General features: G+C 37.7%; 18 protein-coding genes and 1 other annotated feature. All 18 genes read right to left on the reverse strand.

Annotation, left to right across the window (positions count from 1 at the left end; translation table 11 throughout):
- Window positions 1-107: 107 nt before the first annotated feature.
- A complete protein-coding gene (gene ileS / locus AC4G3N_RS08150; protein ID WP_491090007.1) occupies window positions 108-2,882 on the reverse strand; it encodes an isoleucine--tRNA ligase in 2,775 nt (924 codons plus the stop codon).
- Between the two features lie 57 nt (window positions 2,883-2,939).
- Window positions 2,940-3,174, reverse strand: a binding site (T-box leader).
- Between the two features lie 59 nt (window positions 3,175-3,233).
- A complete protein-coding gene (locus AC4G3N_RS08155; protein WP_066100664.1) occupies window positions 3,234-3,746 on the reverse strand; it encodes a DivIVA domain-containing protein in 513 nt (170 codons plus the stop codon).
- An 86-nt stretch (window positions 3,747-3,832) separates the two neighbouring features.
- A complete protein-coding gene (locus tag AC4G3N_RS08160; RefSeq protein ID WP_139891290.1) occupies window positions 3,833-4,606 on the reverse strand; it encodes a YlmH family RNA-binding protein in 774 nt (257 codons plus the stop codon).
- 59 nt (window positions 4,607-4,665) lie between these two features.
- On the reverse strand, window positions 4,666-4,926 hold the full coding sequence (locus AC4G3N_RS08165; protein WP_139891291.1) for a YggT family protein: 261 nt from the start codon (window positions 4,924-4,926) through the stop codon (window positions 4,666-4,668).
- Between the two features lie 7 nt (window positions 4,927-4,933).
- Entirely contained in the window at window positions 4,934-5,377 is a 444-nt protein-coding gene (locus AC4G3N_RS08170; protein ID WP_066100673.1) for a cell division protein SepF, read from the reverse strand.
- Between the two features lie 16 nt (window positions 5,378-5,393).
- Entirely contained in the window at window positions 5,394-6,068 is a 675-nt protein-coding gene (locus tag AC4G3N_RS08175) for a YggS family pyridoxal phosphate-dependent enzyme (protein WP_140461239.1), read from the reverse strand.
- 4 nt (window positions 6,069-6,072) lie between these two features.
- The gene (pgeF, locus tag AC4G3N_RS08180) at window positions 6,073-6,921 is read right to left on the reverse strand and encodes a peptidoglycan editing factor PgeF (RefSeq protein WP_139891293.1); all 849 of its coding nucleotides are present in this window, start codon (window positions 6,919-6,921) and stop codon (window positions 6,073-6,075) included.
- 30 nt (window positions 6,922-6,951) lie between these two features.
- Window positions 6,952-7,203: a YlmC/YmxH family sporulation protein gene (locus AC4G3N_RS08185; RefSeq protein WP_139891294.1), complete on the reverse strand. Its 252-nt coding sequence runs from the start codon at window positions 7,201-7,203 to the stop codon at window positions 6,952-6,954.
- 322 nt (window positions 7,204-7,525) lie between these two features.
- Window positions 7,526-8,302 (reverse strand): RNA polymerase sporulation sigma factor SigG, encoded by a 777-nt coding sequence (sigG, locus tag AC4G3N_RS08190; protein WP_066100680.1) that lies wholly within the window; start codon window positions 8,300-8,302, stop codon window positions 7,526-7,528.
- 153 nt (window positions 8,303-8,455) lie between these two features.
- Window positions 8,456-9,175: an RNA polymerase sporulation sigma factor SigE gene (sigE, locus tag AC4G3N_RS08195; protein ID WP_066100683.1), complete on the reverse strand. Its 720-nt coding sequence runs from the start codon at window positions 9,173-9,175 to the stop codon at window positions 8,456-8,458.
- Between the two features lie 67 nt (window positions 9,176-9,242).
- On the reverse strand, window positions 9,243-10,172 hold the full coding sequence (gene spoIIGA, locus AC4G3N_RS08200; protein ID WP_181161983.1) for a sigma-E processing peptidase SpoIIGA: 930 nt from the start codon (window positions 10,170-10,172) through the stop codon (window positions 9,243-9,245).
- Window positions 10,173-10,528: 356 nt separating this feature from the next.
- Window positions 10,529-11,680, reverse strand: a complete 1,152-nt coding sequence (gene ftsZ / locus AC4G3N_RS08205; protein WP_066100689.1) for a cell division protein FtsZ — start codon at window positions 11,678-11,680, stop codon at window positions 10,529-10,531.
- 37 nt (window positions 11,681-11,717) lie between these two features.
- On the reverse strand, window positions 11,718-13,007 hold the full coding sequence (ftsA, locus tag AC4G3N_RS08210) for a cell division protein FtsA (protein WP_139891296.1): 1,290 nt from the start codon (window positions 13,005-13,007) through the stop codon (window positions 11,718-11,720).
- Between the two features lie 444 nt (window positions 13,008-13,451).
- Window positions 13,452-14,198, reverse strand: coding sequence for a cell division protein FtsQ/DivIB (locus AC4G3N_RS08215; RefSeq protein ID WP_257468950.1), 747 nt, complete (start codon window positions 14,196-14,198; stop codon window positions 13,452-13,454).
- 472 nt (window positions 14,199-14,670) lie between these two features.
- On the reverse strand, window positions 14,671-15,759 hold the full coding sequence (gene murG / locus AC4G3N_RS08220; RefSeq protein ID WP_139891298.1) for an undecaprenyldiphospho-muramoylpentapeptide beta-N-acetylglucosaminyltransferase: 1,089 nt from the start codon (window positions 15,757-15,759) through the stop codon (window positions 14,671-14,673).
- 182 nt (window positions 15,760-15,941) lie between these two features.
- Complete coding sequence (gene spoVE / locus AC4G3N_RS08225) at window positions 15,942-17,042, reverse strand: stage V sporulation protein E (protein ID WP_066102297.1); 1,101 nt, start codon at window positions 17,040-17,042, stop codon at window positions 15,942-15,944.
- 140 nt (window positions 17,043-17,182) lie between these two features.
- On the reverse strand, window positions 17,183-18,535 hold the full coding sequence (gene murD, locus AC4G3N_RS08230) for a UDP-N-acetylmuramoyl-L-alanine--D-glutamate ligase (RefSeq protein WP_139891299.1): 1,353 nt from the start codon (window positions 18,533-18,535) through the stop codon (window positions 17,183-17,185).
- A gap of 1 nt (window position 18,536) precedes the next feature.
- Window positions 18,537-19,511: a phospho-N-acetylmuramoyl-pentapeptide-transferase gene (gene mraY / locus AC4G3N_RS08235; RefSeq protein WP_491090008.1), complete on the reverse strand. Its 975-nt coding sequence runs from the start codon at window positions 19,509-19,511 to the stop codon at window positions 18,537-18,539.

Below are 19,511 nucleotides of genomic sequence, written 5' to 3' on the forward strand. Positions count from 1 at the left end.
ACTGCCCACACATAAAACTTATCTAACACTTCAAATGAGAGTATGCCTCACTTTTCGCTGATTGCTTAAGCACTCAGGAAATCGGTTCTCTATCATTTTAAATAACCTTATCCGAGTTCTGGATATTCGTTATCTACCACTGTAGAGCAGCGTTCACATAAAGTTGGGTGTTTCTCAATTGTACCAACCTCTTCACTAATATTCCAGCAACGTTCACAAGTTTCTCCATTTGCTTTTGTGACTAAAATTGCCGCATGCTCTAACTTAATAGCTTCTTCCGGTGCATCGTAAATGTATCCGGCAACTTCCACTGAAGAAACGATAAATAATTGTTCAAGGCTTTCTTCAATGCTTTCAAGCAAATCTTTTGTTTCTTCACTTACATACAATGCTACTTTCGCATTTAATGATTTACCAATTACTTTTGAATTTCTTGCTTCTTCAAGCGCTTTAAGGACATCATCACGTAAATTCATGAACAAATCCCATTTCGCTTTAACAGCTGTACTATTTGGATAATTTTCAACCGACGGCATATCTGTTAATTGTACGCTCTCTGCATCAGCATCATCGATAAAAGTCCAAACTTCATCAGCTGTATGCGGCAGAATAGGAGCAATCAATTTAACTAGCTTCATAACGCATTCATGCAGTACAGTTTGAATTGCACGGCGGCCATCACTGTTTTCCGCATCGCAGTATAGAATATCCTTTGCATAATCCAGATAGAAGGAACTTAAATCCTGTGTACAGAAATTATTGATACCATTATAGATATCAGCAAATTCATAATTGTCATAGGATTGTTTTACCTGATCAACCAAATCATTTAACTTAATGAGCATATATTGGTCCACTTCACGAAGATTTTCGTAAGAAACAGCATCATGCTCTGCGTTAAATCCGCTCAGGTTTCCAAGCAGGAATCTGAATGTGTTACGAATTTTACGATATACTTCGGATACTTGTTTCAGAATATTATCAGAAACACGTACATCAGCCTGGTAATCGACACTCGCAACCCAAAGACGCAGAATATCTGCACCCATTTGATTAATAACTTTTAATGGGTCAATTGTGTTTCCTAGGGATTTACTCATTTTACGGCCTTCTCCATCAAGTGTAAATCCGTGGCTTAATACTTCCTTGTAAGGAGCTTTACCAGTAACAGCAACTGACGTGATCAAAGAGGAATTAAACCATCCACGATATTGGTCTGAACCCTCGAGGTAAAGGTCAGCTGGTCTTCTCAAATCTTCTCTTGCTTCAAGAACTGATTGATGGGAGGAGCCAGAGTCAAACCATACGTCCATAATATCTGTTTCTTTCGTAAATAAGCCATTAGGGCTGCCTTCATGTGTAAAGCCTTCTGGGAGAAGATCTTTTGCGTCTTTCTCAAACCAAACAGTGGAACCGTATTGTCGGAATAAATCGGATACATGCTTAATCGTTTCATCCGTAATGATTGCTTCACCATTTTCTGCATAAAACACCGGAATCGGTACGCCCCATGCACGCTGACGGGAAATACACCAGTCTCCACGATCACGAATCATGTTAAATAATCTCGTTTCACCCCATGCAGGTACCCATTTAGTTTCTTTGATCTGCTGCAATAGGTCTTCACGGATATCATCAACTGAAGCAAACCATTGGTCAGTTGCACGGAAAATTGTTGGCTTTTTCGTTCTCCAATCATGCGGATAAGAGTGTGTAATGAAATCAAGTTTTAACAGAGCACCGACTTCCTCGAGTTTATCCGTGATTTCTTTGTTTGCTTTATCATAGAATAATCCTTCAAATCCAGGAGCATCAGAAGTCATATGGCCTTTTCCATCCACTGGGCAGAGTACTCCAAGATTATATTTCTGACCTACGATAAAGTCATCTTCACCATGTCCTGGCGCAGTATGAACACAACCTGTACCTGCATCAGTGGTTACATGCTCTCCTAAAATAACAAGTGAGTCACGGTCATACAATGGATGTTTAGTGACTACATATTCCAGTTCAGCACCTTTAACAGTCTTCTCAACTTCAGCATTCTCCCATCCAAGTGTTTCTTTAACGGAAGGCAATAATGTTTCAGCCACAATATATTTTGTACCATCCACATTCACAAGTACATAATCAAGGCGTGGGTGAACAGCAATTCCAAGGTTAGCTGGAATGGTCCAAGGTGTCGTTGTCCAAATAATGAACTTCGCTCCCTCTTCCACTACTCCTTTGCCGTCCTTCACATCAAATGCAACAAAGATAGATGCTGATTTCTTGTCGTGGTATTCGATTTCCGCTTCAGCTAGTGCAGATTCACTGGAAGGAGACCAATAAACCGGTTTTAATCCTTTATAGATATAGCCTTTTTTCGCCATATCACCGAAAACTTTGATTTGCTCAGCTTCATATTCAGGTTTCAGTGTGATGTATGGATTTTCCCAGTCTCCTCTTACACCTAAACGTTTAAATTGAGTGCGCTGCTGATCAATTTGTGTATAAGCATATTCCTCACAAAGTTTACGGAATTCAGCGATTGTCATTTCCTTACGATTTACTTTTTTGTTTTTAGTTAGAGCTGTTTCAATTGGTAAACCATGAGTATCCCAACCTGGTACATATGGCGCATTATAACCATTCATTGATTTAAAGCGAACAATAAAATCCTTTAAGATTTTATTCATTGCATGCCCGATATGAATGTTTCCATTCGCATAAGGAGGTCCGTCATGCAGCACAAATTTAGGAAGGTCCTTTGTACGCTCCTGTACTAATTTGTAAATATTTTTTTCTTCCCAACCTGCTTGAACTTCCGGTTCTCTTTTTGGTAAATTCCCACGCATTGGAAATTCTGTTTTAGGCATCAATAATGTGTCTTTAAATTCCATTCCATTCACTCCTTAAACTTCCTCATAAATAAATACAAAAAAGCCTTTTCATCCCGGTAAAGGGACGAAAAGGCTATATTTCCGCGGTACCACCCTTTTAGAATATTGCCTGACAATATTCCTCTTGGTATTCGTAACGTGAATGACTCGCCGCTATTTACTGCCAGCCAAGCTGGGTTCAAAAGCAGACTCAGGGATGATCTTCCATCCAGATTCTTTTACCGGACTCCCACCTTCCCCGGCTCGCTACAAAAAGTATGATCTGATGTACTGTTCCCGTCTTCGTTTTAACATTTTTTGAATAGATTTGTTAAAATATTATATTCAATAACTTACGATAAAGTCAAGACCTTACATTTCTTCTTCATTCAGGTCGATATCAAATTCAGTGGCATCCACGTCATATTTAAGAAGTTTATCCCAATCTTCACTGTTTAATAAATCAAGCTGGGCTTCAACAAGCATTTTAAAACGCATTCTGAATACTTTAGATTGCTTTTTAAGGTCTTCAATTTCAATAGCAATTTTTCTTGCTTTAGATAATGCCTCATTGACAATTCGGTCAGCATTTTTTTCTGCTTCCTTCATAATCAATTTAGCCTCTTTTTGAGAATTTCGTTTGACATCTTCTCCGGCTTCCTGAGCAATGACGATTGATTTATTCAACGTTTCCTCAATGTTGGAGAAATGCTCAAGGCGTTGTTCCAACTCTTCCACTTTAGCTTCAAGATCTTTCTTATCTCGAAGGACCAACTCGTAATCTTTAATTATTTGGTCAAGAAACTCATTTACTTCATCTTCATCGTAACCGCGGAATCCTCTGCCGAATTCCTTGTTATGTATGTCTAGCGGTGATAATGGCATAGACTGCACCTCCGAATACTGATTCTTCTCTTAATTATTATACTATGCTTTCGACAGTAATGGTGATATTCCTTCTAAATTCCTGATTATTTTTGTATACCACACTTTATTTTCCATTTATCTTTCTTTGTTTTTCCTTCAATGGAAAATATCTTCATTCTTCCTATCCCACGAGTGGATAACACATCACTTTCTCTGATTTCATATGATGGATTATCGACTTGTTTCCAGTTTACCTTAACACGCCCCTGCTGTACGAGTGTTTGGCTCTTTTGCCTCGAAATATTGGCGATAGCCGACAATATCGTATCAATTCTCATGGAGGAAACTGTCACTTGGCATTCCTTCCATTGTTCCGTAACAGTCATAGCCTGATCAGCAGGTATTTCCTGAAACTTTACACCCGCATTGCCCATTTTAGATATATTCATCTCCAGATAGGATGCTACATCTTTTGCAACAACGAATTGTACTCGCTCGCCTTCAATCCATATATCACCAAATTTTTCTCTCTTTAAGCCAACAGACATTAACGTGCCAAGAATCTGCCTATGTTTCAGTGTCGTAAATTTTGCAGAATAAAATAATTCATAAATGGTCAGTTCGTAATCCTCGATTTGCGGTTCATAATAGTCCGGATAGAGGAGCGCTCTTTGCCGCTCGGCCGCTTCGCTTCCTCCAAAAAAGGAAACATGTACATCTCCATTTGTACCAATTAGCATCCTTACAATCTCTGATTCTCTGGGGTCAAGAAAATCTGTCAGTTTAGGGGCATATTGCTCCTGCACTTGATCAATCCATCCAAGCACCTGATCGATAAATTCTCTTTCTTCCTGACGAAAATGCTGATAAATATCCATTTACATCCTCCAGCTAAAATATAAAAGCTCCCTGTTTTGAAAGGGAGCTAACATTCTTCTTAAAAAATGCCTGCCAACGCGGAGATTCCTACTCGTGCCATATTTAACACAAGAATCGCTATAATTGGAGAAATATCAATCATGCCGAGCGAAGGTACAATTCTCCTGAATGGTTCCAAAAACGGCTCACATATGCGTGCTAAAAACATTCCAATTCCTGTATCCCTTGCATTTGGAAACCACGACATTAATATGTAAATAATTAAGGCCCAGGAATATATATCTACTGCTTTATAAAGTATATAAAAAAATATATCCATTATTTACTTACCACCTTATATCCTCCAGTTCATCTTCTTGAGCATATCCAGAGATGGAACCTGAAACATCAACATTATCAGGGGTACATAAGAATATATTTGACCCGATACGCTGAATATCCCCACCGATTGCATAGACTGTCCCACTTAAAAAGTCAACAATTCTTCTAGCCTGGTCTGGTGAAATCCTTTGTAAATTCACAACAACCCCACGGCGATTTTTTAAATGGTCGGCAATCTCCTGAGCATCTGCATACGCTCTTGGTTCCAGCAATACTAACTTAGAAGATTTCTGTATGCTTTGAAGACTCACTATATTTTGTTGTTTTTGCTGCTGATCATGTTTATTCACTTTTGCCGGAACTTTTTCTTCTTCAACATATTGTTCCTCATACTCATATTCTTCATCCTCGAGTGCAAAGAACGTTTTCATTTTTGATACGATTGACATCATTTACACCTCTCTTTTATTCATTCCCTACCAAGGCAGTTCCGATTCTAACCATGGTTGCACCCTCTTCAATGGCGATTTCATAGTCATTAGACATGCCCATTGAGAGTTCTGTGCATGGGGCATTGGGCAACTTCATATTTTGTATCACTACTTGCAATTCTTTGAGTTTACGGAAACAAGTACGTATTTCTTCTTCATCATCTGTGAAAGGAGCCATCGTCATAAGTCCCATTACCCTAATTTTTTCAAATTCAGCAAGCTGTTGTACAAACTCAATTGCAACCTGAGGCTGTATTCCATGTTTAGTATCTTCTCCGCTTACATTTATCTGAACAAAACAGTCAATCGGGCGCGTGGCTCTCTTTTCTATTTCTTCAGCCAATGATAAGCGATCAAGAGAATGTAGAACGTCCACACGATTTATGATCGTTTTTACCTTTCTCGTTTGAAGCGAACCGATAAAATGCCAAACTGGTCGTTCTTTTATACCCTCTTGCTTGGCTATTAATCCTTCCGAGCGGTTTTCACCAAAGTTTTTAATTCCGGCTTTATAGGCTTCTAGAGCACGTTTTGTTGAAACATATTTTGTAACAGCAATTATTTGTATATCTTGTGGATTACGACCTGCACGTTTTGCAGCACTCTCGATTTTTTCATGAATGATTTGCAGGTTTTCCGTCACTTCCAATATCCTACTCCTCCTTCCAGCCGATTAACCCCAACATTCGACCAGTTTTCCCCTCATCACGTCGGTGAGAAAAAAAGTAAGAATCATCACAACTTGTACAAAAACCAGTTGTCATAATATTCTCTGGTAAAATACCGGCTTTCTGAAGAATTAAAGCATTCGCCAGCTTTAAATCAAGCTGATATTGATTCTCCGTAATTTGATTATAAGCGGTTTTTGTCTGTTCTTCTAGTATAACCTCTAAATAGTTAATTACTTTTTTGTCGACCGTATAACAGTTTTGGCAAATAGATGGCCCTATTGCAGCATATATCTCTTCAGGCTGAACACCTTCATCCTGTCTCCAGATATCAATCATAGATGAACCTATGCCAGCAACCGTCCCCTTCCAGCCTGCATGTACAATCCCAATCAAATGATGGTTAGGCGCCATAAAATATACGGGTACACAATCTGCAAAACAAAGCGTCAATAATATTCCGCTTTCTTTTGTATATAAACCATCCGTTGCTTTTAATGCTGTTTTATAATCTATAGCACCAAGCCCGGCATGACTTTTGTCAATTTTCAAAATAGACGCTTCATGCGTCTGCTCAGCTCCAACCCATCTTTCAACAGGAAAATGGAGCTGGTCAGCTAGAATACGCCTGTTTTCTATTACTTTTCCATCTAAATCAAAGACGTGAAAAGCTGTATTCATCGACTGAAACGGAAAATCGCTGATGCCTCCGTTCTTCGTAGTAAATCCCGCCAATAAATTCGGATGCCAATCCTTCCAACCTTTTATCGACATAAATGATTCGGAAAACTGAACAAATGGTTCCAAGCTAATACCCCTCGATTTTTCTTTCATTTTATCACAATCCCGCATAATTTTCTTCTTCTAATCATTAAAACTTCCGTATCCCTTGTATTCCACAAGAATCACATCTTCTCCAATCATTTTAATTTTATACCACGGAATGACAGTGTCTTCCTCTTTATTTAAAAACGAAAGCATTTTACTGTTTGCTACCGTTATACTTTCTATTTTCCCAGTACTTAGATTAATTTCAATATCTTCAACATTTCCCAATCGTTTTCCGTCGAATGTATTTACGATATCTTTGACTTGTAACTCAGAAATTTTAATCATACTCTATCTCCTCCACTCGGGATCTGTAGTTACAGGCATTATATGAATGGAAAGAACAATAAAGAACTTCTCTCTCTGGCACGCCCTCCTATCCATCAAATCTTGAACGTTATAAGAAAAGGATTTAGTTTCTTTCATATCTGGCTATCTACAAAACCATAAAAAACAGATGCTGGTGATGCAAGAATTTTGAGTTCCCCTCTTTTAAATAGGAATGAAGACTCTGCTATAATAAATTGGCCTAATATAAATAAAAACTATCCTGCAAATGAGGATAGCTTAAGGGCAATACATATTTAATTATAAGTTCATTAATCAGCAGCTAGATATTTTTATTCATTTGGCGAATAGCCGCTTTTTCCAAGCGGGATACCTGTGCCTGTGAAATTCCGATTTCCTCAGCAACTTCCATTTGCGTTTTCCCTTGGAAGAAACGTTTCTTAAGGATCATTTTCTCACGCTCATTTAACCTGCGCATGCCATCTTTTAATGCAATCTCATTAATCCATGTGCTATCTTTACTCTTCTCATCACTGAGCTGATCCATTACAAAAATTGGATCGCCTCCATCATTGTAGATAGGTTCAAATAATGACACTGGGTCCTGGATTGCATCTAGTGCGAATACTACCTCTTCATACGTAACATCAAGAGCTTTTGCAATTTCTTCAGATGTCGGTTCTCTCGATGTTTCACTCATCAGTCTCTCTCTGACCTGTAAAGCCTTGTATGCAATATCTCTCAACGATCTGGAAACCCTAATCGGGTTATTATCCCGTAAATAACGGCGAATTTCCCCAATAATCATTGGAACAGCATACGTAGAAAATTTTACATTCTGACTTAAGTCAAAGTTGTCAATCGATTTCATTAAACCAATGCATCCAACCTGGAAGAGGTCATCAACATACTCACCTCTGTTATTAAAGCGCTGAATGACACTTAGGACAAGTCTAAGATTACCGTTAACCAACTTCTCCCGTGCTGATGATGATTCTCCAGATTGCATCTGTTTAAACAACTCTCGCATTTCATCATTTTTTAAAACAGGTAATTTTGATGTATCCACACCACATATTTCTACTTTGTTTCGTGTCAATCCATTCCCTCCTAGCAGGAGCTGCTGTACAAAGTAAAGTATCTCCGCGGGAGGGAATTATATGCATATGAAAATTATTTCCGTATAGTGACTAAATGAAAAATCCCTGATTTCATAAAGCTTTTATACGACTAAATATTTTTTACACCTTCCTTAAACCATTTTATTAAATTCTTTTCTAAGCCTTTTTATAATTCGCTTCTCAAGACGGGAGATATAGGATTGCGATATCCCCAGTAAATCAGCAACATCCTTTTGTGTTTTTTCCTCCCCTCCAACCAAGCCAAATCTTAGTTCCATAATCTGCTTTTCCCGATCATTCAATTGTTCCAGTGCTTTAGCCAAAAGTTTTTTATCAATACTTGTCTCTAAGTTTTTTGTGATGATATCATCATCTGTGCCCAATACATCTGATAAAAGCAATTCATTCCCATCCCAATCAATATTCAGCGGTTCATCGAATGAGACTTCGGAACGTGTTTTACTATTCCGTCGTAAATACATTAAAATTTCGTTTTCTATACATCTTGATGCATATGTTGCCAGCTTTATTTTCTTTTCAGGATTAAAGGTATTTACTGCTTTAATAAGGCCGATTGTGCCAATACTGATTAAATCTTCAATGTTAATACCTGTATTCTCAAATTTACGTGCTATGTATACAACTAAACGAAGATTTCGTTCAATTAGCATAGATCTTGCTGTTTCATCTCCAGCAGGCAGTTTATGAATTAATATTTCTTCCTCTTCCTTACTGAGTGGCGGTGGAAGAGCCTCACTGCCGCCAATATAATACACTTCATCTGACTTAAGCTTTAATTTAACTAAAACTTTTGTCCAATAATAGGATAGTCTAAAGCGGAAATTTCTCAATTGTTTAACCCCTTTCCTAATCCTCAACGTCTATTTTCTTCCTGAAATGAGTATAGTGATTATTACATTAAGAGGCAGATGCTGAATCACCGGCCGGTACCATTTTTGGATGAACAATGGAATCGAAAAGCCCTTCTCCTGATAATTGCTGCATGGTAAAAGAAATTAAACATTTTTGAACCTCACGACATTCATTGGCTACTTTAATGGATAGGACATCTGGTTTAAATGCAATTAACAATTGACTGTCATTCCCAACAACCTTACACGGAATAATTCTCATTTTTTCTTGCCACTCATCAGGGAAATCAGCAAAATCGCCATGCAAATTCTGGATCCCTTTGTCAATTAACTTGGATACAGACGCAGGTATCATTGTTTCCCTTCCATAGAGTGAAATAATTGCTACAGGAGAACCGGATAATGGATCGAGTAATTGATTCCCTGTGTCAACAAGCCCTTCTGATTCAAATGAAACGCCATTAATTTCAACAATCATGGTAACCCTCTGCTCTTTATTCCACTTGGCTAGATCAAGGATGTTAATGTGTTTTTTTGAAAAATGCCATGCCAATGGAAATCCAATCATGACAAAAATCCAACTGACCGGGTCACCGAAGCTGCCTGCTCCACTTGTGAATCCGTTGAAATATTCAGTCACTTCAAAGCTAAAAAAATAGTGACTGCCTAAGAGGATTCCACCAATTGTAAAGGTTACAGCATATAAAGTTACAACTCTTTTAAAAAATGCTCGGATACTTCTAAAACCAAATGCGGTTAAAACCATCAAAATAGAAACCATGCTTTTCAGCCAAATTTGATCAGCTAAATAGGAAAAGGGAGTGATATATAGCCAAACAACCATAGATCCCACTAATCCTCCAGCTAGCATTCTAATCCATTTTATTTGGTTTTTTAGTAAAACCGCAGTCCACACTAATATACTTGTATCAAAGACCCAATTGAGAAACCAAATGGCATCAATATAAATAGTCATATTGTTTCCCCATACTTTTTTTAATAGAACATATGAGAAATTATAACCTGACATAATCCAAAAGGTTGTCACTTCATGTAAAGAGTGCAACCGTTTTTTATTTATATTTTCATCAGTATTTGTCGATGGTTTACTGCAAAATTTCCCCAATCATATTTAATTTGAACTATTAGAACTATCGGGGTGAAAAAAGGAATTGAGATAATCAATCAGATTCTTAATTAAAATGTTTGAAATAGAACTATCGGACTAAATCCATAGAATGAGCTATAAACCCTGCAGCGGGAATCTACAAAAACAAAAAAAGATGATGATGTAATTTACTATTACATCATCATCTTCCTCTATGAAATATATTATCTACGACGATTACGATTTCTTAAGAATGTTGGAATATCAAGTGTATCATCAGTATTGCTGCTCACTTGATTATTTCTGCTAGGTTCTGAAGTATAAGATTCCTCACGCTTAGGTACTTCGCGCTTGATTGGATTCGTTTGAGGAGCAGGGCGTGATTGGCCAAAGTTCGGTCTTGCCGCCGGACGTTGTTGTTCAATTTCATTGAAGCCAGTCGCAATCACAGTTACTACAATTTCATCTTTCAGATTCTCATTAATAACAGAACCAAAAATCATATTTACTTCCTGATCGGAGGCTGATGCTACAATATCGGCAGCTTCCTGAACTTCGAATAAGCTTAAGTTCGTTCCTCCAGTGATGTTCATTAACACACCTTGAGCACCGTCAATGGATGTTTCAAGCAATGGACTGGAGATAGCTTTTTTAGCCGCTTCAGCAGCACGGCTTTCACCTGATGCAACCCCGATTCCCATTAAAGCGGATCCTTTATTGGACATAATTGTTTTCACATCTGCAAAGTCCAGGTTAATTAATCCTGGCACTGCGATTAAATCAGAAATACCTTGTACACCTTGTCTTAAAACATTATCTGCTTCACGGAAAGCTTCAAGCATTGGTGTACTTTTATCAACGATTTCCAATAATCGATCATTTGGAATAACAATTAATGTATCAACAGATTCTTTCATAGCCGCAATTCCACCCTGAGCCTGCGTGGAACGCTTACGGCCTTCGAATGTAAATGGTCTTGTCACTACACCAACAGTCAGGGCACCCAACTCACGGGCAATCTGAGCTACAACTGGAGCAGCTCCTGTTCCGGTACCACCGCCCATACCAGCTGTAACAAATACCATATCTGCTCCTTGAAGGGCTTGCTCAATTTGTTCTTTACTTTCTTCAGCAGCTTTTTTTCCAACATCCGGATTGGCGCCTGCACCAAGTCCTCGTGTCAATTTACCGCCTATTTGCATTTTTATTTCAGCTTTTGATAGATTCAAAGCTTGGGCATCTGTGTTAACCGCAATAAATTCTACCCCTTGTAAGCCATGTTCAATCATTCGGTTAACGGCGTTATTTCCGCCGCCCCCTACTCCGATTACTTTTATCGTTGCTAACGAATCAATATTTGTATCAAATTCTAGCATGGAAAGTCCTCCTATTATTTTCGGTAAAGTGTTTCCCTTATTCGAAAAATACTCCGAAGAATTTTTTCATTTTTGTACTCACTTTATCTTCTGGATTTTTTGGTGCTTTTTCTTTTGGAGCTGGTTTTTGAGCCGGACGCTTTTCTGTTGTTTCTCTGGTAGCAGCAACAGTATGCGCTCCTAACTTCAAGCCTTGCGATCTGGCTTTGTTACATGCATATGTGATAAGACCAACAGAAGTTGTGTACTGAGGTTCTCTGACACCTATGTAATTTGGTTCCGCTCCACGAACGCGATTTTGCAAGATATTCTGTGCTAAATCCAGTATACCAGGGGTTTTTACTACTCCACCAGTGAGAACATACCCCCCAAGCAAATCAGTTACACCCATATTCACTATAGCATCTTCTACCATTTCAAAGATTTCTGTTAATCTATCTTCCATAATATCAGATACGATAAATTGATTGCAGGTCTGTTGTTTTTCGCTGCCAATCACCGGTACTGTGAATGTTTCTTCTTCCGCATCATCATCAATAAATGCATGACCATGTCTAACTTTAATTTGTTCGGAAACATCAGTTGGTGTTTTTAACACAATGCTGATATCTTTTGTAATATTATTTCCGCCAAGCGGGATAACTGTAGCTCCTTTTAACTCCCCATCTTCAAATACAGCGACTTGTGTAGAACCGCCACCTATATCAACTAGGGCTATTCCAAGATTACGCTCATCCTTGGATAAAACAAGTGAGCCGGCCGCCATAGGCTGCAATGCAATATCAGTTATTTCTAAACCTGCACGTTCTACAGCGCGAAGGGTATTATGTAAAATGGTTCTGAGTCCGGTAATTAATACGCCCCTCATTTCAAGGCGAACTCCAGTCATACCTTTTGGGTCGCTGATTTCATCTATTTCATCCACTTTGTAATGAACAGGAATAACATCAATAATTTCTCGATCAGAAGGAATTGTAACTAATTCCGCCTGTTCTCTAACACGAGTTTTATCCTCTTCTGTAATCTCTCGATTGTCATTGGATACAGCGACTACCCCATGGCATGGCTGAAGCATAATATGATTGGCGCTGATTCCGACAATCACTTTACGAATCTCCATACCTACCATTCTTTCAGCTTGTTCAACTGCTTTTCGAATGGATTTGACAGTTTCATCTATATCAACAATCTGACCTTTTTTCAAGCCTTCAGATGCTGCATTCCCCACACCGATTATGTTCAAGGAGTCATTTTCCATTTCTCCTATTATCACTTTCACAGTGGATGTACCGATGTCAAGGCTAACATAAATTTCATTGTTGTGCACCCTTTGGCACCTCCTTTAATAGCTATCTATATTATGTTTGAGCTTTTTGAAACCCTACAAAACAACTATTCGCCAAAACCCTTTATTATCCTGTTATTTCCTGTAAAATATCAGAATGTATAAAGAATGTCTGTTTTTTAATGATAAGAAATATTTTAGAAAAACAATTTGTTATTTCATATTACCTTATTAACTACAAGTCTACACCAATATGAACGCCTAGAAAAGTCAAATTTGTAGCATATATCATATAAAAAAAGAATTTTCTCACATCTAACCAATTCATTCTGTTTTATTTCAGAAAATTAAGCTACTAAAATAATACGCTATGTCCTAAAAATTCATTTTCTATATCAGTTGACTTAAAATTACGTTCAAAGATTCTTTTTATGTTCCTAAATACAATTTTTGGAATTACCTTCATTTTTCACTCCTTGAATCTGACTAATAAGAATGAAAATATGAACCAACTTCGAGATCGATAACCCCTTTGCTGCCTTCCTCCAATTGACTCACAATTGCAGCATAATGCACCAGCTTCTCAGCAAGAGTTTCTCCACTCGCAGTTACTTCAAAACCGTCATTCATGTAAAGAGTGACTTTCGTTTTATCAGTCTTAGATGGATTGTGGTGAATCTCAGATATTGAGTTCATCACATCCTCGGACATTTCTTCAAGCTGACCAATAACGATTGACAATGGTTTCCCCTCTTTAAATGAAACAAGTAAAGGCCCTGAATCAGGAATATGGCTTAACTTCTTGTCCAATATCTTACCATTCGATAATATTGGATAATATTCCTTTCCCTTTTGTACATAGGCGGTGTATTTATATTCACTGACTTCCAATGTTATATGGTTGGGAAATCCTTTTTTTAATTTAACATCCTCAATCTCGGGATGTTTTTTAATCATCGTTTCAATTTTGTCACCTTTAATCTCCCAAATATTATCCTCTACTTCCAAACCGCTTTGCTCAATGATTTCTTTATCTGTCAAATACGCATTGCCTTCGACCTGTATAGATTGGATTCGACTCAATGGAGATTGCAAATAGATAATACTGAATATAAGTAAAAAGAAAATCGTCAACAGCCCAATTAGGCGCCTATTTGCTTTCTTTTTTCTCATCTGTTTCAATTTAGGAATTCGATCTTCAAGAGATACCAAATTCTTATCCAATACAAACACCTCATTTAACCAACAACTAAGAATCTGCATACCCTCGTCGTTTTACATATACATAATAAAATATTCTCACCATGATATATAGGTATTATTGCAAAATTATATCGATGGGTGAAGATTTTATTTTTAAATTTCAAAGAACTCATTTACCAAAAATTGATAGATAACGCATCAATTATGAGAAAATTATAACATATAATCTCTTATTTTTTTCTGCTTTTTTAAAGGAATGAATCAAGAAATCCACTTCCGATCCCAACGGTTAAAAAACAGGAGGATTGGATTATCATGAATCGGAAGGGACGAGGTATTCATTTTTCATAGCAGGCCATCAGAAGGTAAAACCAACATATCTAATGAGTCCTTTAATCACAATAGAAAAGAACATAAGTATAAGTCATTAACCGTAAGTCCTGCTTGATATCTTTAGAATCAAGATTTTTATTCCTCTTTGATTTCATTTAGTCCTATTTATTTACTGCAGATCCTGCATCATTTTTAATAAACGCTCAGCCGAATCAGGTATACCCATTTGCTTCGCTGACTTCTTCATAGATTCAATCCTGTCTGTATCGAGCATTATTTCATCAATCGCTTTAATTAAGGTGCTACCATTCAATTCACTTTCTTTTATCATGGTTGCTGCCCCTTTTTGTACTAAAGCCTGTGCATTCTTTTCCTGATGATTATTCGTTACATAAGGACTTGGAATCAAGATACTGGCTATTCCCAATGCTGTTAATTCAGCCAAAGTGGTCGCTCCCGCTCGCGATACAACCAAATCAACCGAAGGCAATATTTCCGGCATATTGTGTATAAATGGTTTTACAATGACATTATCTGGAGTTCCAACTAAATCAAGCTCTTCTTTTACAGATTGATAATGAACGTCACCAGTTATATATATCACTTGGTATGGTTTATCCTTTAATACTTCAACATTTTTTAAAACAGCTTCATTAATTGCTTTTGCTCCGCGGCTTCCTCCGAATATGAGCACAGAAGGAATGCCTTTCTTAATGCCCAATTGCTGAATTGCATTTGAGCCAATATGTGATACAACCTCTGAGCCCCTCGGATTTCCAGTAAAGACCACTTTTTCCTTCGGGAAATATTGCCGAGCCTCTTCAAAGCTTATAGCCACTTTATTAACATATCGACTTAAAAATTTATTTGTTAAACCTGGCACACTATTTTGTTCATGTATAATCGTTGGAATCTTCATTTTGGACGCTGCATAAACAACCGGTCCACATACATATCCACCGGTCCCGATGACGACATCCGGCTTAAACTCTTTTAATAGTTTTTTGCTGTTTGAAACACCTTTTAAGAAGCGCCATATTGTTTTAACATTTTCTAAGCTTAAAGATCGTTTAAATCCTGTAATCTCAATAGCTTTAAAATCAAGACCTTCTCGACTAACGAGGTCTTTTTCTAATCCTTTTTCGGTACCTATATATAAAAAAGATGCCTCCGGATTTAACTTCTTAATTTCTCTTGCCATGGCCAGTGCAGGGTATATATGTCCTCCTGTACCTCCACCACTTAATACTATTTTCATGATTGATTCACCTTTCACTTAACATACATGTTACTAACTATATGATTTACCCATATTCTACTACACTCTAAACCAGGTTTACATAGGTTCTTCATTATATATATTACTTAAAAATACCATTATACTTAAATAATGATAATCTGTAAAAAAAAAGAAGCTAAATGGATCAGCTTCATTTCACTCTAATAATTAGAATACCTGCTTATATTGAGCAATACACCAACCGCCATTAACATCAAGGTCAATGAAGAACCTCCATAGCTTAAAAACGGCAATGTAATCCCAGTAACCGGCATAAGTCCTGTCACAACACCAATATTAATCATCACCTGTATGGCAATCATAATGATGATTCCAACTGCTAAAAAGGCTCCAAATAAATCAGGTGCTCCAAGGGCGATTCTGATACCTCTCCATAACAGGAGAGAGAATAAAAGTATTACAAGTGAACCACCTATAAAACCCAGTTCTTCGGAGAGAATCGCAAAGATGAAATCTGTTTGCGGTTCAGGCAAATAGAAGAACTTTTGTCTGCTTTGGCCCAGTCCGAGCCCAAACAACCCGCCAGGTCCAATAGCATAGAGTGACTGAATGATTTGAAATCCGCTCCCGAGAGGGTCCTGCCAAGGGTCAAGAAATGATGTGATTCTCTTCATCCGGTAAGGTGCAGATATAACAAGTGCGACAAAGCCTGCCACCCCAAGCATTCCAAGACCGACGAAGTGACTTATCCTGGCACCTGCAATAAAAATCATCGCTATACATGTTCCTACCATTACAGTTCCTGTTCCAAGATCAGGCTGCATCATAATTAACCCAAATGCTAAAAAGACAAGACCTAACGAGGGTGCTAAACCTTTCTTAAAAGAAGTTATGTACTTTTGTCTTTCAGATAAGAATTTAGCGAGGAAGACGATCATTGCGAGCTTCATAAATTCAGAAGGCTGAATGGAAAAAGCTCCTACTCCAATCCAACTCCTCGAACCATTTCTTAATGTTCCTATTCCCGGGATGAGCACCACCAACAATAAAATAAAACAAATGATGATTAAAGGTTTTGCCCATCTTCTCCAATTCCAATAATCAATATTCATAATAACCAGCATAGCTACAATTCCTACACCTGCAAATAATAATTGTCTCTTTGCAAAGAAAAAGGTGTCATCAAATTTATAGGTAGCCCATATTGCACTGGCGCTGTATACCATGATTAGCCCTATTGAAAGCAAGGAAAACATTGCGATGATCAAAATAAAGTCAGGAGTGGTTTTTTTTGCAGGCACTTCCATGCACCTCTTTGTTTTAAATTAGGGAAGTATTCCTGGGCGTGATAAATGCTAACAAAAAGAGACGACTTCAAAATCGTCTCTATTGCATTTAGGCAGTGCCTTTCATGAGAAATACTGACTCTTGAACAAGCTCCCTATTTTAACTTATGCACGGCATCCATAAACATGTCTCCCCGGGCTTCAAAAGTTTTATATTGATCCCAACTTGCACATGCCGGTGAAAGTAAAATAGTATCGCCACTTTCTGAAAGTTTATATGCTTCATTGGCGGCTATAGCTACATTATCGACATGTTTGATTATAGATATCCCTGCTTCCTGTGCAGTTTTCGTTAATTTTTCAGCTGTTTCTCCAAAAACAATCATTGCCTTAACATGAGTGAGAAGCGGAATTAATTCATCAAATTCATTTCCTCGATCCAAGCCTCCAGCTAACAGGATTAATGGACTTTTAAACGAGGATATAGCGGCTGACGCAGCCAAAATATTTGTTGCTTTGGAATCGTTATAAAATTTTCGTCCATTTATTTCTGCAACAAATTGAGTACGATGTTTAACACCGCTGAATGTTTTTAGTACATATTGAATCGCTTCATTAGCTACACCATATAATTTAACAGCAGCAACAGCGGACAAAATATTTTCGAGATTATGCTTACCAGGCAATACTACCTCATCTATAGCGATAATCTTTTCATCTCTGAACCAAATAAATCCGTCATTCGTGTAAGCACCTGTTTCATCCACGGATTCAGTGCTGAACGGAACTGAAATAGCAGCTGAACGCTCTGCCGCCTCTTTGGTAGGCGCCTGACTGGCATTATACACTATGAAATCAGTATCCTTTTGGTTTTTGGTTATTTGTGCTTTAGCGAATGCATATTCTTCTTTCGTCCCATGATAATCCAAATGGGCATCAAATAGATTTAAATAGACTGAAATATAAGGTCTGAACGTTTGAATACCCATCAACTGAAACGAGGACAATTCAATTACTATAACATTCTCCGCCGTTGCTTCCTGAGCCACTCCGCTTGCTACCGTTCCTATATTCCCGGCTATAAGCGGCTTTTTCCCTCCGCGTTCAAGCATCTCATAGATCAATGTAGTCGTAGTTGTTTTTCCATTCGTACCTGTTATTCCAATAAAAGGAGCCTCAGATATTCGATAAGCAAGCTCTACTTCAGTAATAATTTCTATATTCTTTTTCAGCGCTTCCTGTATCATCGGATTTGTATACGGAATCCCGGGGTTTTTTACGATTAACTCGAACCCTTCATCCAATAATTCAATCGGGTGGCTACCGCAAACGACCTTAATACCTTCTTCCAGTAAACCTTGAGCTTCTGGGTTTTCATTCAAAGGCTTAAAATCATTTACAGTTACAAAAGCACCAAGTTTATGCAAAAGTGAAGCCGCACTTACCCCGCTCTTTGCCAGCCCGAGGACAAGCACTTTTTTTCTTAAATAATCATTTATTTGCTTCATATTATAACCACACCTCTAAGTAGATTCCTAAAATAGCGAAAAGTAAGCCAACCGTCCAAAACGTTACAACTACACGCCACTCTGACCATCCGCTTAATTCATAATGATGGTGTAATGGACTCATTTTAAATACACGCTTACCTGTCGTTTTAAAAGAAGCTACCTGAATAATAACGGATAAAGTCTCAATAACAAAAACACCGCCAATAATAACAAGAAGTAATTCTAATTTTAGCAATATCGCCACTGTCGCAATAGCTCCACCTAAGGCAAGTGATCCCGTATCACCCATAAACACCTTCGCAGGATGAGCGTTAAAAACTAGGAATCCCAACACAGCCCCGACAACAGCTACACAGAATAAAGCAATATCATATTCTTTTAAATCCCAGGCTAATACAGCAAATGCTCCAAACGCGATAGCAGAAGCCCCAGATACCAACCCATCAAGACCATCAGTTAAATTGACAGCATTCGAAAAACCGACTAACCAGAAAATAATAATAAAGATGTAAAACCATCCAATATCAATGCTGTAATCAGTCAATGGAATACTAATTTCAGTAGACATATTGCTCTGTCTCATAATGAAATAAAAGATACAAGATATAACTATTTGCCCAAGCAATTTTTGTCTAGATGTTAATCCAAGATTTCTCTTCATGACGATTTTAATAAAATCATCCAGGAAACCAAGTAAACCAAAACCGATGGTTACAAATAGCAGTAAATAGGTTTCAGTACCCGGATCTCTAAATTTACCAGTCATTACAAGGGTTGTAACAAGGATTGACAGTAAGAATACAACCCCTCCCATCGTAGGTGTACCTGTTTTTTTCTGATGGGATTTCGGTCCTTCTTCTCTAATACTCTGACCAAATTTCAAACGTCTTAGGAACGGTATAAAAATAGGGGAGAGAAGAACCGTAATTAAGAATGATACGAGTATAGTAAAAAATAAAACTTGCTCCAGCAT

The organism is Bacillus sp. z50, from assembly GCF_058313585.1.

Coding starts and splice junctions, on each gene's coding strand:
- ileS (WP_491090007.1), bottom strand. CDS start 2,882: ATGGAATTTAAAGACACATTATTGATGCCTAAAACAGAATTTCCAATG.
- AC4G3N_RS08155 (WP_066100664.1), bottom strand. CDS start 3,746: ATGCCATTATCACCGCTAGACATACATAACAAGGAATTCGGCAGAGGA.
- AC4G3N_RS08160 (WP_139891290.1), bottom strand. CDS start 4,606: ATGGATATTTATCAGCATTTTCGTCAGGAAGAAAGAGAATTTATCGAT.
- AC4G3N_RS08165 (WP_139891291.1), bottom strand. CDS start 4,926: ATGGATATATTTTTTTATATACTTTATAAAGCAGTAGATATATATTCC.
- AC4G3N_RS08170 (WP_066100673.1), bottom strand. CDS start 5,377: ATGTCAATCGTATCAAAAATGAAAACGTTCTTTGCACTCGAGGATGAA.
- pgeF (WP_139891293.1), bottom strand. CDS start 6,921: ATGAAAGAAAAATCGAGGGGTATTAGCTTGGAACCATTTGTTCAGTTT.
- AC4G3N_RS08185 (WP_139891294.1), bottom strand. CDS start 7,203: ATGATTAAAATTTCTGAGTTACAAGTCAAAGATATCGTAAATACATTC.
- spoIIGA (WP_181161983.1), bottom strand. CDS start 10,172: ATGACTATTTATATTGATGCCATTTGGTTTCTCAATTGGGTCTTTGAT.
- ftsZ (WP_066100689.1), bottom strand. CDS start 11,680: ATGCTAGAATTTGATACAAATATTGATTCGTTAGCAACGATAAAAGTA.
- murG (WP_139891298.1), bottom strand. CDS start 15,759: ATGAAAATAGTATTAAGTGGTGGAGGTACAGGAGGACATATATACCCT.
- murD (WP_139891299.1), bottom strand. CDS start 18,535: ATGAAGCAAATAAATGATTATTTAAGAAAAAAAGTGCTTGTCCTCGGG.
- mraY (WP_491090008.1), bottom strand. CDS start 19,511: ATGCTGGAGCAAGTTTTATTTTTTACTATACTCGTATCATTCTTAATT.